The 15,995-nt window shown below is 41.5% G+C and carries 14 protein-coding genes; 1 reads left to right on the top strand and 13 read right to left on the bottom strand.

Annotated features, from left to right (window positions below):
* Window positions 1-210 precede the first annotated feature (210 nt).
* From N480_RS07450 to N480_RS07390, 13 genes are all read right to left on the bottom strand, one after another.
* Window positions 211-768 (bottom strand): hypothetical protein, encoded by a 558-nt coding sequence (locus tag N480_RS07450; RefSeq protein ID WP_063371889.1) that lies wholly within the window; start codon window positions 766-768, stop codon window positions 211-213.
* A gap of 19 nt (window positions 769-787) precedes the next feature.
* Entirely contained in the window at window positions 788-3,010 is a 2,223-nt protein-coding gene (locus N480_RS07445) for a GNAT family N-acetyltransferase (protein ID WP_063371888.1), read from the bottom strand.
* A 41-nt stretch (window positions 3,011-3,051) separates the two neighbouring features.
* Window positions 3,052-3,450 (bottom strand): hypothetical protein, encoded by a 399-nt coding sequence (locus N480_RS07440; protein ID WP_063371887.1) that lies wholly within the window; start codon window positions 3,448-3,450, stop codon window positions 3,052-3,054.
* Between the two features lie 51 nt (window positions 3,451-3,501).
* Window positions 3,502-3,858 carry a hypothetical protein gene (locus N480_RS07435; RefSeq protein ID WP_063371886.1) on the bottom strand — a complete coding sequence of 119 codons (357 nt, stop codon included), beginning with the start codon at window positions 3,856-3,858 and terminating at the stop codon, window positions 3,502-3,504.
* 54 nt (window positions 3,859-3,912) lie between these two features.
* Entirely contained in the window at window positions 3,913-4,332 is a 420-nt protein-coding gene (locus tag N480_RS07430) for a hypothetical protein (RefSeq protein ID WP_063371885.1), read from the bottom strand.
* A 142-nt stretch (window positions 4,333-4,474) separates the two neighbouring features.
* On the bottom strand, window positions 4,475-6,499 hold the full coding sequence (locus tag N480_RS07425; RefSeq protein ID WP_063371884.1) for an Ig-like domain-containing protein: 2,025 nt from the start codon (window positions 6,497-6,499) through the stop codon (window positions 4,475-4,477).
* Window positions 6,500-6,514: 15 nt separating this feature from the next.
* Window positions 6,515-8,578: a tail fiber domain-containing protein gene (locus N480_RS07420; protein ID WP_063371883.1), complete on the bottom strand. Its 2,064-nt coding sequence runs from the start codon at window positions 8,576-8,578 to the stop codon at window positions 6,515-6,517.
* A gap of 97 nt (window positions 8,579-8,675) precedes the next feature.
* Entirely contained in the window at window positions 8,676-9,311 is a 636-nt protein-coding gene (locus N480_RS07415) for a DUF4255 domain-containing protein (RefSeq protein ID WP_063371882.1), read from the bottom strand.
* Between the two features lies 1 nt (window position 9,312).
* Window positions 9,313-11,253: an ATP-binding protein gene (locus N480_RS07410; RefSeq protein WP_063371881.1), complete on the bottom strand. Its 1,941-nt coding sequence runs from the start codon at window positions 11,251-11,253 to the stop codon at window positions 9,313-9,315.
* 3 nt (window positions 11,254-11,256) lie between these two features.
* Window positions 11,257-11,691: a glycoside hydrolase family protein gene (locus N480_RS07405; protein WP_063371880.1), complete on the bottom strand. Its 435-nt coding sequence runs from the start codon at window positions 11,689-11,691 to the stop codon at window positions 11,257-11,259.
* The gene (gene nusG, locus N480_RS07400) at window positions 11,688-12,203 is read right to left on the bottom strand and encodes a transcription termination/antitermination protein NusG (protein ID WP_063371879.1); all 516 of its coding nucleotides are present in this window, start codon (window positions 12,201-12,203) and stop codon (window positions 11,688-11,690) included. Before nusG ends, N480_RS07405 begins: the two co-directional genes overlap by 4 nt.
* A 373-nt stretch (window positions 12,204-12,576) precedes the next feature.
* A complete protein-coding gene (locus N480_RS07395; RefSeq protein WP_081231790.1) occupies window positions 12,577-13,158 on the bottom strand; it encodes an RNA polymerase sigma factor in 582 nt (193 codons plus the stop codon).
* Window positions 13,159-13,457: 299 nt separating this feature from the next.
* Complete coding sequence (locus tag N480_RS07390) at window positions 13,458-14,711, bottom strand: hypothetical protein (RefSeq protein WP_063371877.1); 1,254 nt, start codon at window positions 14,709-14,711, stop codon at window positions 13,458-13,460.
* 210 nt (window positions 14,712-14,921) lie between these two features.
* On the opposite strand from N480_RS07390, the gene N480_RS07385 reads away from it, so the two are divergent.
* On the top strand, window positions 14,922-15,992 hold the full coding sequence (locus N480_RS07385) for a DUF3083 family protein (protein ID WP_063371876.1): 1,071 nt from the start codon (window positions 14,922-14,924) through the stop codon (window positions 15,990-15,992).
* Window positions 15,993-15,995 lie beyond the last annotated feature (3 nt).

Here is a 15,995-nt window from a genome sequence, read left to right as displayed (position 1 = left end):
ATTTTCCTCCTAACACCTTGCTATAGTTATTAAAATATTTTGCTTGTTTTAAATACAGCTTTGCGCTGTATAAAAATAATAAATTCTAAAACTACGAAAACACCCAATTCCTTATAACAAATAGTTTAAATCGCCTCTAAAATCAGTTGGTATTTAAATATGAATTCACGTATTGTTTTCATTGACGGGTATATAAATAATCTTAAATTGCTAATAATCCCAGGCAAATCCCTGCGTCCCAACTCTACCGGGCCCCCAAAGCTGTGCAATTTTCTGCCTTGCCTCTTGCGAGTTTAGGCCCGCAGTTTTGTAGTGACCAGAGCCACGGGTCATTACAATGGTGGTTTTATTTTGTTGATTAAGATCTGATTTGTTTTTTGCATCGTCGCCATCCAGAAAAGTAATTGTGCCAGCAAACTTAACCATTTTTCTTTCAGATAGATTGGTGTGCCCCACTGTATCTTTTTCCCCGATGACCATATTGTTAGCTTGCGTGATAACAAAGTCGAACTGCCGATCGCCATGATAGGCTGCGCCTCGCCTTCCGCCTATTGACCACTCTTTATTGTCATATCGACTAAAATGTCCGACTTCTCTTCTATTACCGGGGTGTTCAGCACTCGGCGCAGCGACCATCGCGTAATATTTTCCGTCATAAACCACGGCATGTCCTTCATTGCGAAATTTGTGAATGGGCTTGTCTTGTTCATTCGCTCCAAGCCAGAAGTCATGTGTATTTTCAGTTTCTTTTTTTTGTGCTGCTTGCATAAGCTGTCCACCTTTTTAGTTAAGTATTGTTTAAATCTAATAAGTAAAATACTTCCTGATGAATACCCTCTCCTTTGGTTTTTTCTAGTTGTTCAAAACCCAAGAATGTAAGTATTTGGCGAGATGCTGAGTTATGCGTCCATGCAGATGTAGTAATATGTGAAATCCCAAGTTCATTTGCGAGCACCGTGATCATCTTAATCGCTTGCGCTGTTGCCTCCTTTCCATATCCTTGGCCCTGATAATCACTTCCTATCCAGAAGGATAAATGAACAACACCCTGCTCTTCGATGTCAAAATCAAACACAATACCACCAACTAATCCGTGTTCATTATGAACCACTGCTAAGTGAGATTTCTTGCAACTATCTCCCTCTGCTGCCCACACAGGCCAAAGGGATTCAAGGTCCTCGAACTTATTTAATTGCATTCCCCGTAAACGCTGTGCAATGTCTGAGCGACTATACTGTAAGAAAAACTCACCGAGTTGATGCTGGCCAAGAGGTAAAAGCTGTAACTCCCCTTCGTCTATTTGCTCATCTTTTGTTGAAGGGTCAAACCAAGCTAGCTGTGTGCAACGTTTTCGATAGGCCAAAATATCAGATTGTAGTCCCTGCACTTGAGCATCTTCAGGGTTCAAATCAAGTGCCAAAGTGATGCTTTGCTCCGCGATATCGAGCTCGCCCGTAGCCCAAGCCGATAACGCTAAATTGTGTAAACAAGCAGTGCTTGGACCACTGATTTCCATGCGCATTAGCATGCAGGATTTTGCAAGCGCCCAATGACTCAAATCTATAGCTAAAAGGCCCAACTCAAATGCAAAGGTCTCATACTCCATGTCTACAACATGGTTTTGCCAAACAGTATCGAGCATTTCACACCAAGATAAGCGCGATAAGACAGACACTCCTTTTTTCAATAAGCGAGGTAGAAATATGGCCAGTACTTTTGGATCATACCCACTTTCAACAAGATGCGCTTGGATCTGGTTCTCGTTTAAGACATCAGCAATATTACTTAAGCCGTCAGTGATATGCGCACTTGTTTCAGGAGAGCTCGACTTACATATACGCTCAAAAGCATGCCGCGTGTAATCGAAAGTGTTGCTCAACCTATGATTCATAGATATGCTCACTTTCTCATCACTAACTGGAAGCGTAGAGATCTGCGCATTGCATTCATTTAGCAGCAATTGGTTAAGTACTGAGAAATCAATGGGAAGAGTTATTTCACGATTGCCTATATTCGCAGGTATAGCAACCCCTTGTGATTGCTGCGCTTCATCACAAATTAACTGCATCCCTCCTTTGGGAAATGCCAACTCAATTGCACGTATCACTTTGGCGGCCGTATACGGAATAGCAATACTTCTGCTCATCCCAGCTAAAGTATGATGCTCAAGTGCCGTTTTTAACCATTTACCGAGTACGCCATTGTCATCGTTAACTTCCTCGTCAATAGATGTCTGTAGCCAGCGTAATGCAAGCGTTGAGTTATGTTGTTCTGCCCTGTTTAATGCCTGCTGTTTTTGCATCTCCCAAAGCAATGGCATCTCACCTTGCACGTGTTGGGCATTAGACACCGAGCTTGAAAGAGGAGCCAACTCAGCTCGGAAAATTTGATTGTAATGAATATGATAAATGGCTTGAGATAGCTGAGAAAATACTTTATGACTAATCAATACAACTGGGTTTGCATCGACCATTAAGGCACTGCCATCTAACGCGTGCGTCGGTATGGGGTTCGAAGATGACGCTTCCCAGTTAACAATCTGAGCTTGCTGCCGTTCATAAAAATAGCCGAAATCTGGGTGATTAAACAAAAGCGTTTGCATTTTTTCATCATCGACTGTAAATATCATGCATAGCTTAATTTTTATTAGCCCCTGTGGTGCGAGTGCTTGCGCCAAGCTATGAAGCAACGCCAACCCAAGGCGATAATTTGCAGCACCTAGCTGCATTAAATAAACAGGTTTAGATAGTTCAAAAATCTGACTGTCATTGGCTTCATGTAGCCAGGCTAATATGGACTCTACATACAGTTCAACCCAAGCTTGATTGTATCCGAGGTCTTGTATTGTAACTGGCCAAACCTTTGCACTTAGAGCTGGCTCAAACGGGCTATCTAGCCTTTGCTCGTTAGTTATCTTTGTGGATTCTGGCTTAGCCCTAAGAGTGGCGTACTCAACACCATTGAATACTTCGTCTAATGTATTCGAGCTTGCTTTATTATGTTTTGTCATTGTGGTTTTCTATTCTGATTCTTCTAGGGCAATAACTTGCGCTACTCGGTCAGTCTAATGATGTAATTCAACCTACCCGATTCATGATTTGGCGCGGTGATAAGTGGCCGCCCTTCCTTACCATCACAAACACCGAACCCGCGAGGCAATTCTTCACCAAACCATAAGTAAATAGCGCCCATTGGAGCCTGATCGAGGTTGGGAGCTTCACTAGGCTTATTTGCTGATTTTGGCTGTGCGGCTAACCAGAATGTACCGTCTACAATCAAGCTGCCCTTGACGATGAGGTTTTCGGTTATTTCAATACCCGAGTCTCGTTTGCAAATGCCGTCTTCTTCATGCAGCACACAGGCATCGATCAGCTTCGCAAATTGGGATTCTGTAGGCTTAGCGCCTCGACGGAAAAATGACTTTAGCGTTTTTCTCAAAAGCCCTGCCATATTAAATTCTCAATTAATTTATACTCTGGATAATGATCGGGAACAGGTGAACTATGGGAGATTGAATGCTTGCCACCTTTGTTTATTCGCATTCAAGTCAACCAGTTTAAAAAACTGACCTGACTCGCCTTGTAACGCAAGGACGTTGCCTACCTCAAACTCCCTCTGTTCACGCCGCCAAAGCCCCATTTCGGTAATTTCATACAATCCATTTTGAGTTTCGTCTTGTTGACCAATTAAAAGCACTGTTGTCTGCCAATACCTCGGCGGTAGGGGTTCATCCAGTAATTGGGCACTTTCAAATACGGTGTCGACTGTGCCAAGGAAACCAATGTAGCGTTCAAGGTGTTTTTGATGGGTACCAAAGCAATCAAGTAATACGTTAACGTTTAGATAGTCAAAAGCCATGTTTCAGGGCCTCTCAAGATCAAATAGGCCAAGCTTTTCACTTGGCCGACTCGGTTACACGACAACCGCACCATCAGTTATTAGGACTTTCCCCCACTGGTCGCCTTCCATAAGTTTGTAGAACTCGGTGGATGATGTTGGCGGCGTGCCCAGCAGCTCAACAAGGTTGCCAAGCTCAATATTTGGATAGGTAATCTTATTCAGGGTATCCGATATTCTTTGATAAACGCCGTTTTGAGAAGGTGTAGACTGCTTAGTTAGTAGTATCTTCTCTCCGTCTGCAAGGTTTAAAGTGTTGGTTAAAAAGTTATCATTGTTGGCTGTAGACAAATCAACATTCGCATCTGCTTTAACTACATTAACGCGGTCAACGATACCTGTGTATCTATAAAGTGATTTTGTTGCAGTCATATTTACTGCGATTTGCTCAGCATCAATGGCTGCGAGAATACCAGAAAGTGTTTTCTGTGCCATTATGGCCTCCTTGGTTTAGGTAGCTAAACTTTTTAAATAGCTACACGTTAAAAATTAAAGTGAAAAAAAGCGAACTACTACCCATGGCTTCATACCAAAATTCGCTTTGCACAGTGATAACAGAGAATAAAAAGTGAGGGTCTTAGCTTCTATCGAAAAGGCGATAGCCTGTCACTTGGTAGTGGATAAACGCACTTGTGCCATTGTCGTTACCAATGCTGGTAATGCGTCCAACAATGCCCCCTTCGAACGCGACTGTACCTTGAGTAAAGTCGGTGATGTTGAGATCAATACCGTTATCAGCAAACCAATTTTTGCCACCGATATTGTTGAACCCTGGGCTTGAGGCATTGTGGCTATGCGCGGAGGTTGTAGATACACTCGCCTTTCCATTTAGATAGTTCTTTTCCTCTTTACCAGCGGTATAAAGCGCCACAACTCGTCGGCTTGCAGGTGCACCATTTTGTGCAACATCTTGGTCATACAGCACATTTTGGCGCTCATCTAGCAACTTGCTGTTGTCCCATTGGTTATTTTCGACCAGCTTACCCAAATATGTGACCAAGTTTTGTGCGATTAAGAACCGTTCTTTACTCGATGGGTTGAACACTTTTCGAATAAAGCCTAAGTGACTTTGCAAACTGCCAGATATCTGCTGCCAATTACCGTTAATATATTCCCAAACAGTGTTATTTTGCGCATCATAAATTTTAGAGACATCTAATCCGCCGCGCAGATCTGTGTCAAGATACGTAGAATTTGGCTGTGAATATGTAATGTAACCATATGACTGCTTGCCTTTAAAGCGATGCAGTGCAGAGTCTGAATTCAAGTCCACAACAATTTCACTGGCGGATTGAAAGTCATTTAATTGGTTCCAAGGGGTCACATAAAACTTGAAAATATCCCCTTGCCTTTGCACTTTGACGCGGACTTTTTTGCTATTCCACCCACCACCGGTGCCAATATTATATTGGCCGAGCAATTTATCTGACCCACTGCCTACACCTACATAGCCAAAGTACACGCCACACCCTGTGGAGCCTGGCGGCGTACCGCCAGTATTCAATACCAAAGTCAGTACATAGTTGACGCTCCCTTCTCGAACAAAAGCTGCCACAACCCCAATCGTATCGTTGTCGCTATTATCCGAAGACAGTGTGGCCTCTAAGGTGTAGTTATCGACTTTTTCTGATGACACGAACCCGTTAGGTGGCGAGACATTAAGTGGCATAACAACACTGTCAGAAGATGCGTTGTAGTACCAAGCTGTCGCATTTGAGCTGCCTCGGGATTCCGCATCTTGTTTGTTTGTAAAGTACTCATTGCCATTGAATCGTGCCCAATTGTTGAATATGTCCTGCATCGTCGGAGGGCTATAGCTTTGACGAGCTTGCTCAGCCTGTTGCTGGGTCCTATATACAAACGATTCTAACTCTGGCAGAGGAGTAACATTAATGTATGCAATGCCCGTTTGCTCAACGCCGTGGCCATTGCGCACGTGATAGTTAAATTGTGCAGGCTGTTCAGCGAGCCCTGTTGAGGTAAAGGTAATTGTATTACCGCTCAACGACACCGTACCACCTTGCGCGTTACTTACTGAAGTTAATGTCAGCCCAGTACCCGAGCCATCTTCATCATTGTGGGTAAGTTGCTGCTTGCTGATCAGTAATGCTTCACCTTGTTGTAAACTAAAGGTATCTGGATTACACACAATTGGCGGAACCGCGATGACAGACATAGTTACAAAATGCGTTTTCCTAATGCCACTACTGTTCTCAACCGTATAATCAAAACGAGCGGCACTGCCTACAATATTCGTCGACGTAAACTCCACGTTCGCACCATCAATCCTGACTGTGCCAAATTGGGCATTTTGCACTGTAATGAGGTTGACTGGGTCATTACCATTACTGTATTCATCGAAGCTACCGGCAAGAATATTCGCAATTGGGATAATCGCTTTACGTTGAGTGTAAACTTCAAACGTTTTGTCCAGCAGTCGAATCGTCATGGCGGACCTGCCGTAAAATTCACTGATGGCAATGGTTTCTCCAGGCGACTTTTCCACGTGCTCGCTATAAAAGCCTAACTCATAAGGTAAAGTATCGCGGTACTCATCACCAATATCCTCTAAAGAGATCGGTCCATTACTTTGTAAAGTCATAGTGCTTCACCCCTGCTATTTGGAATCAAGCGTAACTAGCTTACTTTGTAGGCTAGCAACTTTACCGTTGAGCTCTTTTATACTTTCAATCAGTAGCCCAACCAAATTGCCGTAAGCAACCGAGTAATACTCTCCATCTTGATGAACAGCTTCAGGAAAAACCCCCTTAACTTGCTGTGCAACTAAGCCGGTATAACGCCTGCTATCGTCGAAATCCACACGCTCAAAAGTCACCCCATCGAGTTTATTGACAATATCCAGTGCATTTTCGATATTTTTAATATCCGACTTTAAGCGCTCATCTGAAAATGCAGTAACATCGTTAGTTGCAGTGATTGCACCGGTTACATTCATATCGCCATTAAAAGTCGCTTCAGTAATATCTACTTGGCCAACGAGTTTAGTGTTGAGTGATTTTAAGAATCGCTGGTCTGACTCCGCTTTAGTATAGCGATTGGCTGATTCAGCAGTACGAGTAGAGACCTCTAGCTGAATACTAGACTGCAACCCTGCAACCTGTTGCTGCCTTGTCGTAATTTCCCCGTCTAGATCTTCTTCTATTTTTTGGCTTCGGGCGTCATTTTCGAGTACATAAGTTGCAAATGCGGCATCCGATTCCGTATCTATTGAGTTAATTAAGTCCACTATCTCTTTAAAAGAATCTGCATCCGCATCACTGGCATGTAAAATACTGTCAATACGATCCTTTTGTTCATTTATCTTAGTGGTGTAGTCAGCCGTTATCCCTTGCTCAGACGCAGTAAGTTTTTGTTTAAACAGCGCTGCATCAAGCAGTTTATAAGCCCGTTCGGATTCGACATCCGCGGAAGATGCAATATCGGCCGCATGTTGATTGTTAGTAACTTGAATCCCCATGCCCGCAAGCGTTATCTGCGCACTGGGCTGCCACCCGTTGTCTATTTCGCCATCAGCATTTTCAAATCGCGAGAGCAATACAAACACTTTATGCTGGTGCCTTGCGCCTTTTTGTATCTCCACTGCATAACCGTGACGTAATAAAATCGCATGAGCAGAATCCGGTTCAACGAGCTTAGCATTGGCATCATATTGCCAAATACGATTTTCAGCCGAATTTGATTGCGCGGTTAACAACACCAAATCGCCGGGTTGTAATGTCACACCATCTATTTGATTGGGTGCAGATGACAGGTTAATATCAGCCTCTGTCTCTACACATACGACATTAACAGGGCTTAGTAGCGGGTTAGCAACTCTATCCACCTTTTGGTTTAACCATTGGCCGTGATCGGCATTGAGTACTTTCTCTGAACTGCCATCGCGAATATCTGTTATTTGCGCAAAATCCAACATATCTGAAGGTACTTGCCCACCCTTCAATTCATTGGCATTCAGAGAAGTCAGTAAACTCCCGCTACCTTCAAAGTATTTCGCTTTTACTTTCGAATCATCGGCAATCACCGTTAAATCCACTTGGGAAGGTAAACTGGCATTATTTAAATTAGTGATGTCATAGCCATTACCAACAATGCGACTCGCGGTTAAAACAGAGTTTGTTGACATGCCTCCTTGGGTCAAGTCAACCGATTCAGGAAAACGGGCATTTCTAAAGCTCGACGCGTAATAATCTGGGACATCAAAATTTTCAACTTTTTCCCACTGCAAGTTTTGTCCAGCTTCATTACTGACATAATGATAAAAACTTGCGTCATTATCTTTCGAACGATTAGCTTTAACTAACATGCCATCAAACTCATCGATCGCTTGCTTGGTCAAAGTCGCAATAACCCCGCTATCCTCTTGACGATAACCGAACTTGTATACGCCATTTTCTGACTGGTTATCCTGTAGGTATAAAAGCACGGATTCGCCGACAGCCAGCTGATATTGCGCCAGCACTTCGGCCAGATCTCCGTTCAAATCTGCTAGCGGCTCTGTAACAGCACAATCTACGATCATGCCAAAGATGTGCGCCACTAAACTGAATGTGGTTCGATTATCTGTCGCTGCGTCGATGAGTTTGCGAAATTCGTCCTCAGTCGGGATGTCCCCGTTTTCAAAATAGCCTCTAAGCTCCGTATTAAGCTCTGAATGTTTCATATTTTACCTTTGGTGATTAATCGTTTATGTGAAGAAGCGCAACTACTCATAATGACTATGAATAGCTGTTTTGATTGGCGTACAATCGTATGGAAACTTAAGTTGATTTATTTTCCATATCTGTTTCGATTTCTTGAATAACTGGCAATATATCCGGGGTAAATACAGGAACTGGAACAGATAGAGAAAGCAACAGTGTAGGTTTTGGTGTTGAACCCAGCGCCTGCCAAACCTGTCCACTTACCTTTTCACTATGCTCATTGCCGAAGAGTTGCGTTCTAATACCGTATGGTTTGTCTTCTACACCATAGCTATTTAAAATCTCTTCAGGTAAAAAGTCGTAAGCACCAAGGCCACAAAGCAAATAGCTGAGCACCAAATGCTCTAATTCAGCGCTTCCCGCCTCTGCTTTACTCCATACAGTGAGCATATAGGTAAGGGAAACAAACCTCGGCTCTTTTTGGTAAACTCGGTGTGTTTGCGCGGTATTTAAGTAAGTTCTAGGTGGTTCACTTTGCCGCCTCGTAACATCTTCAGCTATACCAATCAGGTAGCAATTTACGGTAGGCTCATCACTGACAGTCTTATCATAAAAATTCTTATCTGGTGCCACAAAACTCAATGCAATCTCTGTGTTTTGAACACTTTCAATATCGAGATCCACAGCCAAGATCCGTTCGTTTATGAAAGTTTTAAGCGCCTGTTGCACTTTAAAAACAATTTTGGGGTCCATGTTAGTTTCCTTCTAGCCAAGCTTTAATTTCGTGTTGCGCCATAAAGCCCTCATGCTGTTTCGACAACTCTCTAAGTAGGGCTTTAGCAATATTTTCCCTTTTTATGCTCGTTTGATTCAGCATTAGGCTTTGCAGTAACGCGGTTTCAGTAATATTAATGATTTGTGCAGCACTGAGTTCAAATCGTTTAGCCAGCCCCTCAATACCTGTTAGGAGCTCTTCACTTGCATTGCTTCCAATCACACGCTTCCATATCGAAAGCCGCTGGCTTGGATCAGGCAAAGTAAACTCAACGACACTGTGAAAACGACGGAGAAATGCGTCGTCTAAATTTGCTTTGAGGTTCGTACTCAACAGCAGTAAACCGGAATACCTCTCCATTCTTTGTAAAAGATAACTGACGCCCATATTGGCGTTTTTATCGTGACTAGACTCAACCTCACTTCGCTTGGCAAATACCGCATCCGCCTCATCAAACATCAATACCGCATTGTATCGCTCAGCTTCGTCAAATAACTTAGCCAGGTGTTTTTCTGTTTCTCCAATCCATTTGCTGGCGATATTTGCTAGATTGACTACATAAATGGGAAGCTGTAACTCTCCTGCTATCGCCTCCGCCGCCATAGACTTTCCGGTGCCCGGACGCCCCCAAAAAAGCGCCTTACAGCCTTCTGTAAATCTCGGTAGCCTGCTTTTTAATTCGGATTGATAATTAATGCGTGACACTAACTCATGAAGCTGTTGATTAACGGCTTCGGATAGCACCATATCCTTGAGTTTAAACCTAGACTCTGTCAGAGTTGCTAGCCCTTCGGGCCCTTTTTGTTGTTCTTTTAGACACGCACTTTTTAACACTTGCCAAAACTGTGAACTCGGCTGTTCAAGCGCTTCAAATGCAATATCTGACATCTTGTATATGGGGACTGGGTATCTAATAGCCACTTGCCTAGCATTATTTCTATCTTCGGTGCTCGGCGCATGCCTGTTAGATAACGCTAACCATATTTGTGCTAGCGCATCGATAGTTGGCGCTTTGGGAATAAAAGCGCATACCTTTGACAATGCCGAAGCCTGTGCCTCATTTGAAAAGAAAAAGTACAAATTTCCCTGTGCTTTTAACAATTCAAATTGCTCGCTGTCCGCTACTAAGTAACGGCTAACCCATTTGGGTAAAACAACAAATACTTTTTTGCCCGCTGATGCCAAAAGCAGCGCCGATAGGCTTTTGATTATAGTGGTCTTAGCTACCTCACTTGGCATATCAAATGGCATACAACTCACTAGTGCTGATTGCGCGTTAGCGAGTTGCTCAACATACCAACGAATGAAATTGACATCGCCATTATCTATGACACAAAAACGATTGCTGTCTATTAGGCTTTGTTGACCTTTAAACCATGAAAAAGCACAATCTACCGAAGTATTGTAAGGATATGAGGCCACACAGCCCTCTGAAAATAAAACCTCTTTAGCCTGAAGAAAAGACAGGAGCTCAGGTAACAAACGAACACTTTGAGTCAGCCCAAGTTGCTCTTGCAACTGAAAAAGCCCCCATTTAAATGCATGCTTGTGACAAATACCTGAATTTAACATGGTGCGCTTTTGCGGTGAAGGGTTAGACAAAAGCAGTAATTTATCGAGGCTCAAATAAGGGCCATGTTCATACCAGGTCAGCCCCAAGTATGGCGTTAAACAATCTGGTTCAATCTCTTGGATAAAAACCAGTGCTATGAGCTTTAGTTCACTGCAACTTAGACCAAAGCAAGCCTTAACAAAGCGAAACTTATCTAAGGCAATGACCCTATCCAAAACATCATTCAGTTTTGACAAACTATCGCCAAGATTTTCCTCATTATTTTGCAGTGCAACACCCATTTGATAAAAGCTTCTTGCAAGCACTTTCTCTAATTCGAGTTGTGCTTCATCGGATTGAACAACCATGGCTCACCCCGCCTTCATCATCATAGATAACTCGGCTTTTCTATCTGTCCCTCCGGGTATCGTGTGACAGTGTAAAATTTCATTTGCCGCCAGTGTGAAATCTCCTATGCACAATGCAGCAAGTAATTTTTTAAGCGCCTTTAATCCATCGATTTTGAGCGAAAACGCAATATTCATCAAAACCAGTTTACGCACTTCACTTAGTTGCCGAAAGACGGGCAGTTCTCCCTCAATATTTTTAAGCAACTCTGCAAGATCATGCTCTAACATTTGCTCAGCTTCAGTTTCGCTTATGCCTGTTTGGGATAAATTTCTACCAACGCCAATGGTAAGCTCGCCAGCGTCATTCTCCATTGGTACACATGTAAGGCCTTCATGACAAATTAGTTGGACTTTCAGAGCTTCCATGTTTTTATTAGAAATGCTTATGCCAGTCATATCTCCTCCGCAAAACTTAACAACGAAGCAGGAACTGACATCAACAAACTTTGTTCTATTCCCTGAACTTCTATCGCAAATACGGCCTCGTTTTTAATATCAACTAACTTACCTTGATACCCCCTTAAGCTACCTGATTTAATCTCGACAGATTGACCAAGCTTAAACTTACGAGTCGTAGGCTCACATGGGAAACCAGATGCAACAACTGTTTTTATTTTTTCGACTTCAAGTGAATTGATTACACTCGGTTTGCCGTTAAACTTAATATAATCAACAAAGCCACTTAGACGCTTAATATAGTGATATTCGTCTTCATTTAAATATACGAAAACATAGGATTTAAAAAGTGGACTTGAAACTGACTTTACTCTATCACTCCACTGCCTATTTTCAGTTATGAGTGGTAAATAAACATCGCATCCGCTGGTGAAATTACTAACTTGTTCGGCGAATTTTTTTTCAGCATTTGGTCTAGTATAAACCACATACCACTTTCTATTTATTGTCATTATTAATTCCAAGTACGCTCCGCCGCATCGCCCACATGGTGAGCCAAGTAAATTTGGAGCCAATTTTTATTGAATAGCCAACTATTGAATAAACCAACTTTGGCCGTCTTAGTAATCAACTGACGCAGAGTCACATGATTCGTGAACACAGATTGAAAATAAATTTAGTAGTGAAATGAAATCTGTAAAATTATGGAGAGTAAATAAGAAAGCGATGACTGGCTGTCAGCCATCGCTTTAAAGGTTGGGCTATAGTTCAAAAACCTAGCTTTTGTATGACGCGGCTAATTTAATTTTGTGATTTTCCTTTTTATAATTAAATAACTTGCCAATAATATTAAAGTTTTAATGATAGTACCAAGCTAATAAAAGTTCAGCTCAACACTCTATATTCATCCTTTATTACAGATAAGCGCTTGCGAGCCAGTTGAACTCTTTTTCTTACATTTTCAGGTGAAAGTTGTAATCGGCTTGCTATTTCATTGTATTCCATCTCATACATGAATTTATATTGCATAACCAGTCTTAGTTCTTTTGGTAAAACATCGATTTCTTTAAGGATTTTATTATATAAGCTCAGATTAAGGTGCTCATTCTCTAGTGATGTAGATTGGTTATCTGCGAAATAGAATTGATTTGGAAGTTCAGAAACGTGATTAACAATATCTTGATGTTTGGCGTTTGCTCTATGCACATCCATACACAGGTTGTGCGCTATTCTGCATAACCAAGCAAATTCGTTTTCAATTATAGCGCTGGAGCGAGTATAAGCTTTAAAAGCTTTTTCACAGGTTTGAGCGATAACGTCTTCTATTTTATCACTATCATTCCTCAGCCAACGATAACAACAACTTAATAATTTCTCTTTATTTTCTAACCAGAGTCTCCAAAACTCACTATGTCCTTCTAGCTGCTTTTGTTCTGCTGCAACTAACTCCCCTGTATGTAACATCATTTCTCCAATAAAAAAATTTATATCGGAGGAAAGACGGGGTCTCAAAGGCTCTGTGAAAACAAAATTAACACATTTTGTAAACCATTGTATCTATAAGTACCAACATTTATATAAATAAATACAATAAATTAAAAGAAAAACATAATCCTACCATCAAAACAAGGTAGTAAATACTCTAGTTGAGATGAGTTTTCGTATGGCAAAAACCTTTAAAAGCAAGCTACCTCCTTGCTATCACCTCTAAAGAAAGTATAAAAACTCACACCATTATTTTCTGTAGTGTGCAAACTTAAGCGTACTTATTTAATCGATAAGATATTCGCTTCTATCGCACTCATATAGTCAGAGATATCATCACCTCTATGCGCAAAAGAAACCCTTAATTTTTGCCTATACGTGCTCACCACAACCGCTAAACCAGCAGGTGGTAAAGGCACGCTAAAGTTATAGACATCGACAATTTCATACTTTCCTACATGGCTCAAGTCAAAATCTACCACGCCTAAATTTGAAAGAATTACATTCCCCTTTAAAAATAACCGTTTATATATTCTAACTAACGTCTTTAATGCTGTTCTAGGTAGTAAGTTAATTGATAGAGCTTGAATTTCTTGTTGAGCTTGAAAGGCTCTATAACCTTCACGCTTAAGCTGTTGTAGATGTCTAGCATACTCGTCAACCCAATTATTACTTCCGCCAATATATGATTCAAAAACAATGACTAAATTGTTATAGGCGTATTCGAGCGGCTGCTTAGATATGTCTCTAACTGACATCGTTTCTAGCACACTTAAACTGCGATCGCAGCAAAGCGACTCACTCAATACATAATTAAGGGCGACGTTCACAGAGCAGCCACGCTGTTTTGACCATTCAACTAGGTTTTTTGTCGCCCTCTCTCCCAGATCGACATACTCCATCTGGCACTGATTTGAATTCCCCTTGCTCAATGCAACCTTTGAGCAAGGCCTGACTAAATTGCACACTAGCTGTTTAACCGCGGTTAGATAAGCTTTCGTGCCACAAGAATCAAATAGTGTTGCTTCTCGCTCAAAGCTATTATCCACCACTGCGATAGGCTCCGAATTAAGATAAGCACTCAGTTGCTTAAATAATAGGTAACCGCTACTCCCATCCGATGCGATATGCGATGATAGAATTAACAGAGCAAAATACTCTCTATACTGAATGCAAATAAACTTAACTGGCGATGAGTTGAATGGATCAACGATGTCTTTAAATAAATGATTGCGCAACGCACTGTGCCATAATTCAAAACTGTCGAATTCATCAGACCAATCTAAAAACTCCTTTTCGGGCAGTAGATGTGTGTCAAATTGCCAATAATAGCGCAAGCTTTTGCGTACAATTCGACTTTGCATAATTGGGTGAGTCTTGGCTATTTTGTCGATAGCCCCTGAAAGATCCCGTTGATCAGGGCTCCCCTTCAAAATAACTAAGTCACACGAATTACCGTTGTCATTGGCATCTGCCAAAGCTAGAAAGTTGAGCGCTCGCGCACTAAGTGGAATAAGAGGATATGGTTGTTTCATGGCAGTTCCTTTTTTAAAAACAAACATTAAACAAGAATTATTACCATGTCCACAAACTGTTGCCAATTCGGATATAAATTCAATTGCAATTGTAATTTTTTGTCTGTTTTGCGTATTAAGTAGTGTGACAAATTTTGTTCTAGCGCAATAAAATCGTCATGTAAATTCAATAATATGAGGCCAATTAAGATGTATCGTTAAGGACTAAAAATGGCATCAATGAATTTACACCGCGTCTACATTCCCACAAATGCACGAAATAATCACTATATTTTGGCTGAGTTTAAACCAGAAGAGTCGTTTTACACCTGTTTTGATGATATCGAAAGTGCCTACCAAAGGCTCGCAAGAAAATTGTTTGCCCTATGTGATGAGTTTGAGTTGTATAACGTACAATTGATAGTCAATGATAAACTACCTGTAGTTCGCTATCATGAAGAGGCTTACAACCTGCAAACCGATAAGCAGATTTTATTTTTCTATAACCCTAAGTACCATGAAGCACATAAAATCTACAGTGATAAAGGCCATAAAGCGCGTAAAATCCGTTTGTTGTTTCTTGCGACAGGTGATGAACTACGTGCAAATGCAGCCGCTTTTCATAGCAAAGTAAAGCGAACACTCGATGCGCTACAATCACAATACGCTGAGCTAGGTTTGCATTTTAGAGTTCGAGATCACCAACATCTCACTTATGATATTTTTTCTAAAATCAAAGGCCACAGGGAAACCTATGGATACAAGCTTCGCAGCCTATATCCAAGGTATCAAGCAAGAAACTGTACATTGCCAGAAGCGCACAGCGAAATAACTTATGTCAGTTTCTCAATCCCTATCACGCGCGCTATAAAAACTGAGTATCAACATCTATTGAGGCCCGGTGACTATGCGTCTTTTTACCAGTCGGTTGAAGATAAATTGCTGACAATGTGTAGTCAGTTGCAATTGAGCCATGTTGGCTTTGTTGCAGATGGCAGAATGCCGATTGTTAGAAGCAGTCAAATTGACAAATCCGATCACAATAGAGAGCTGCAAAAGTTGAGCTTTGATACCTCTTTGGAGGATGGGCAAACGCATACAATCTGGGATCCAAAACACTTGTGTGAAGCAATGCATTTTGTAATTGTTGCTAGCGATAAAGATAATAAAGATGCAGGGTACGGAAAATTTGTGAACAATGTTGAAACCATGGTGAGGCGATTTACCACTCAATTGCCAATAAACCCAGAAAAGCAAGATATAACAATGCGCTTCTTTCAGCATATTAGCTATACCTACTAAAGC

This window comes from Pseudoalteromonas luteoviolacea S2607, from assembly GCF_001625575.1.
Lineage (GTDB): Bacteria > Pseudomonadota > Gammaproteobacteria > Enterobacterales > Alteromonadaceae > Pseudoalteromonas > Pseudoalteromonas luteoviolacea_E.
Note: the sequence above shows the minus strand (reverse complement) of the source record. Positions and strands in the feature narration are given on the sequence as shown.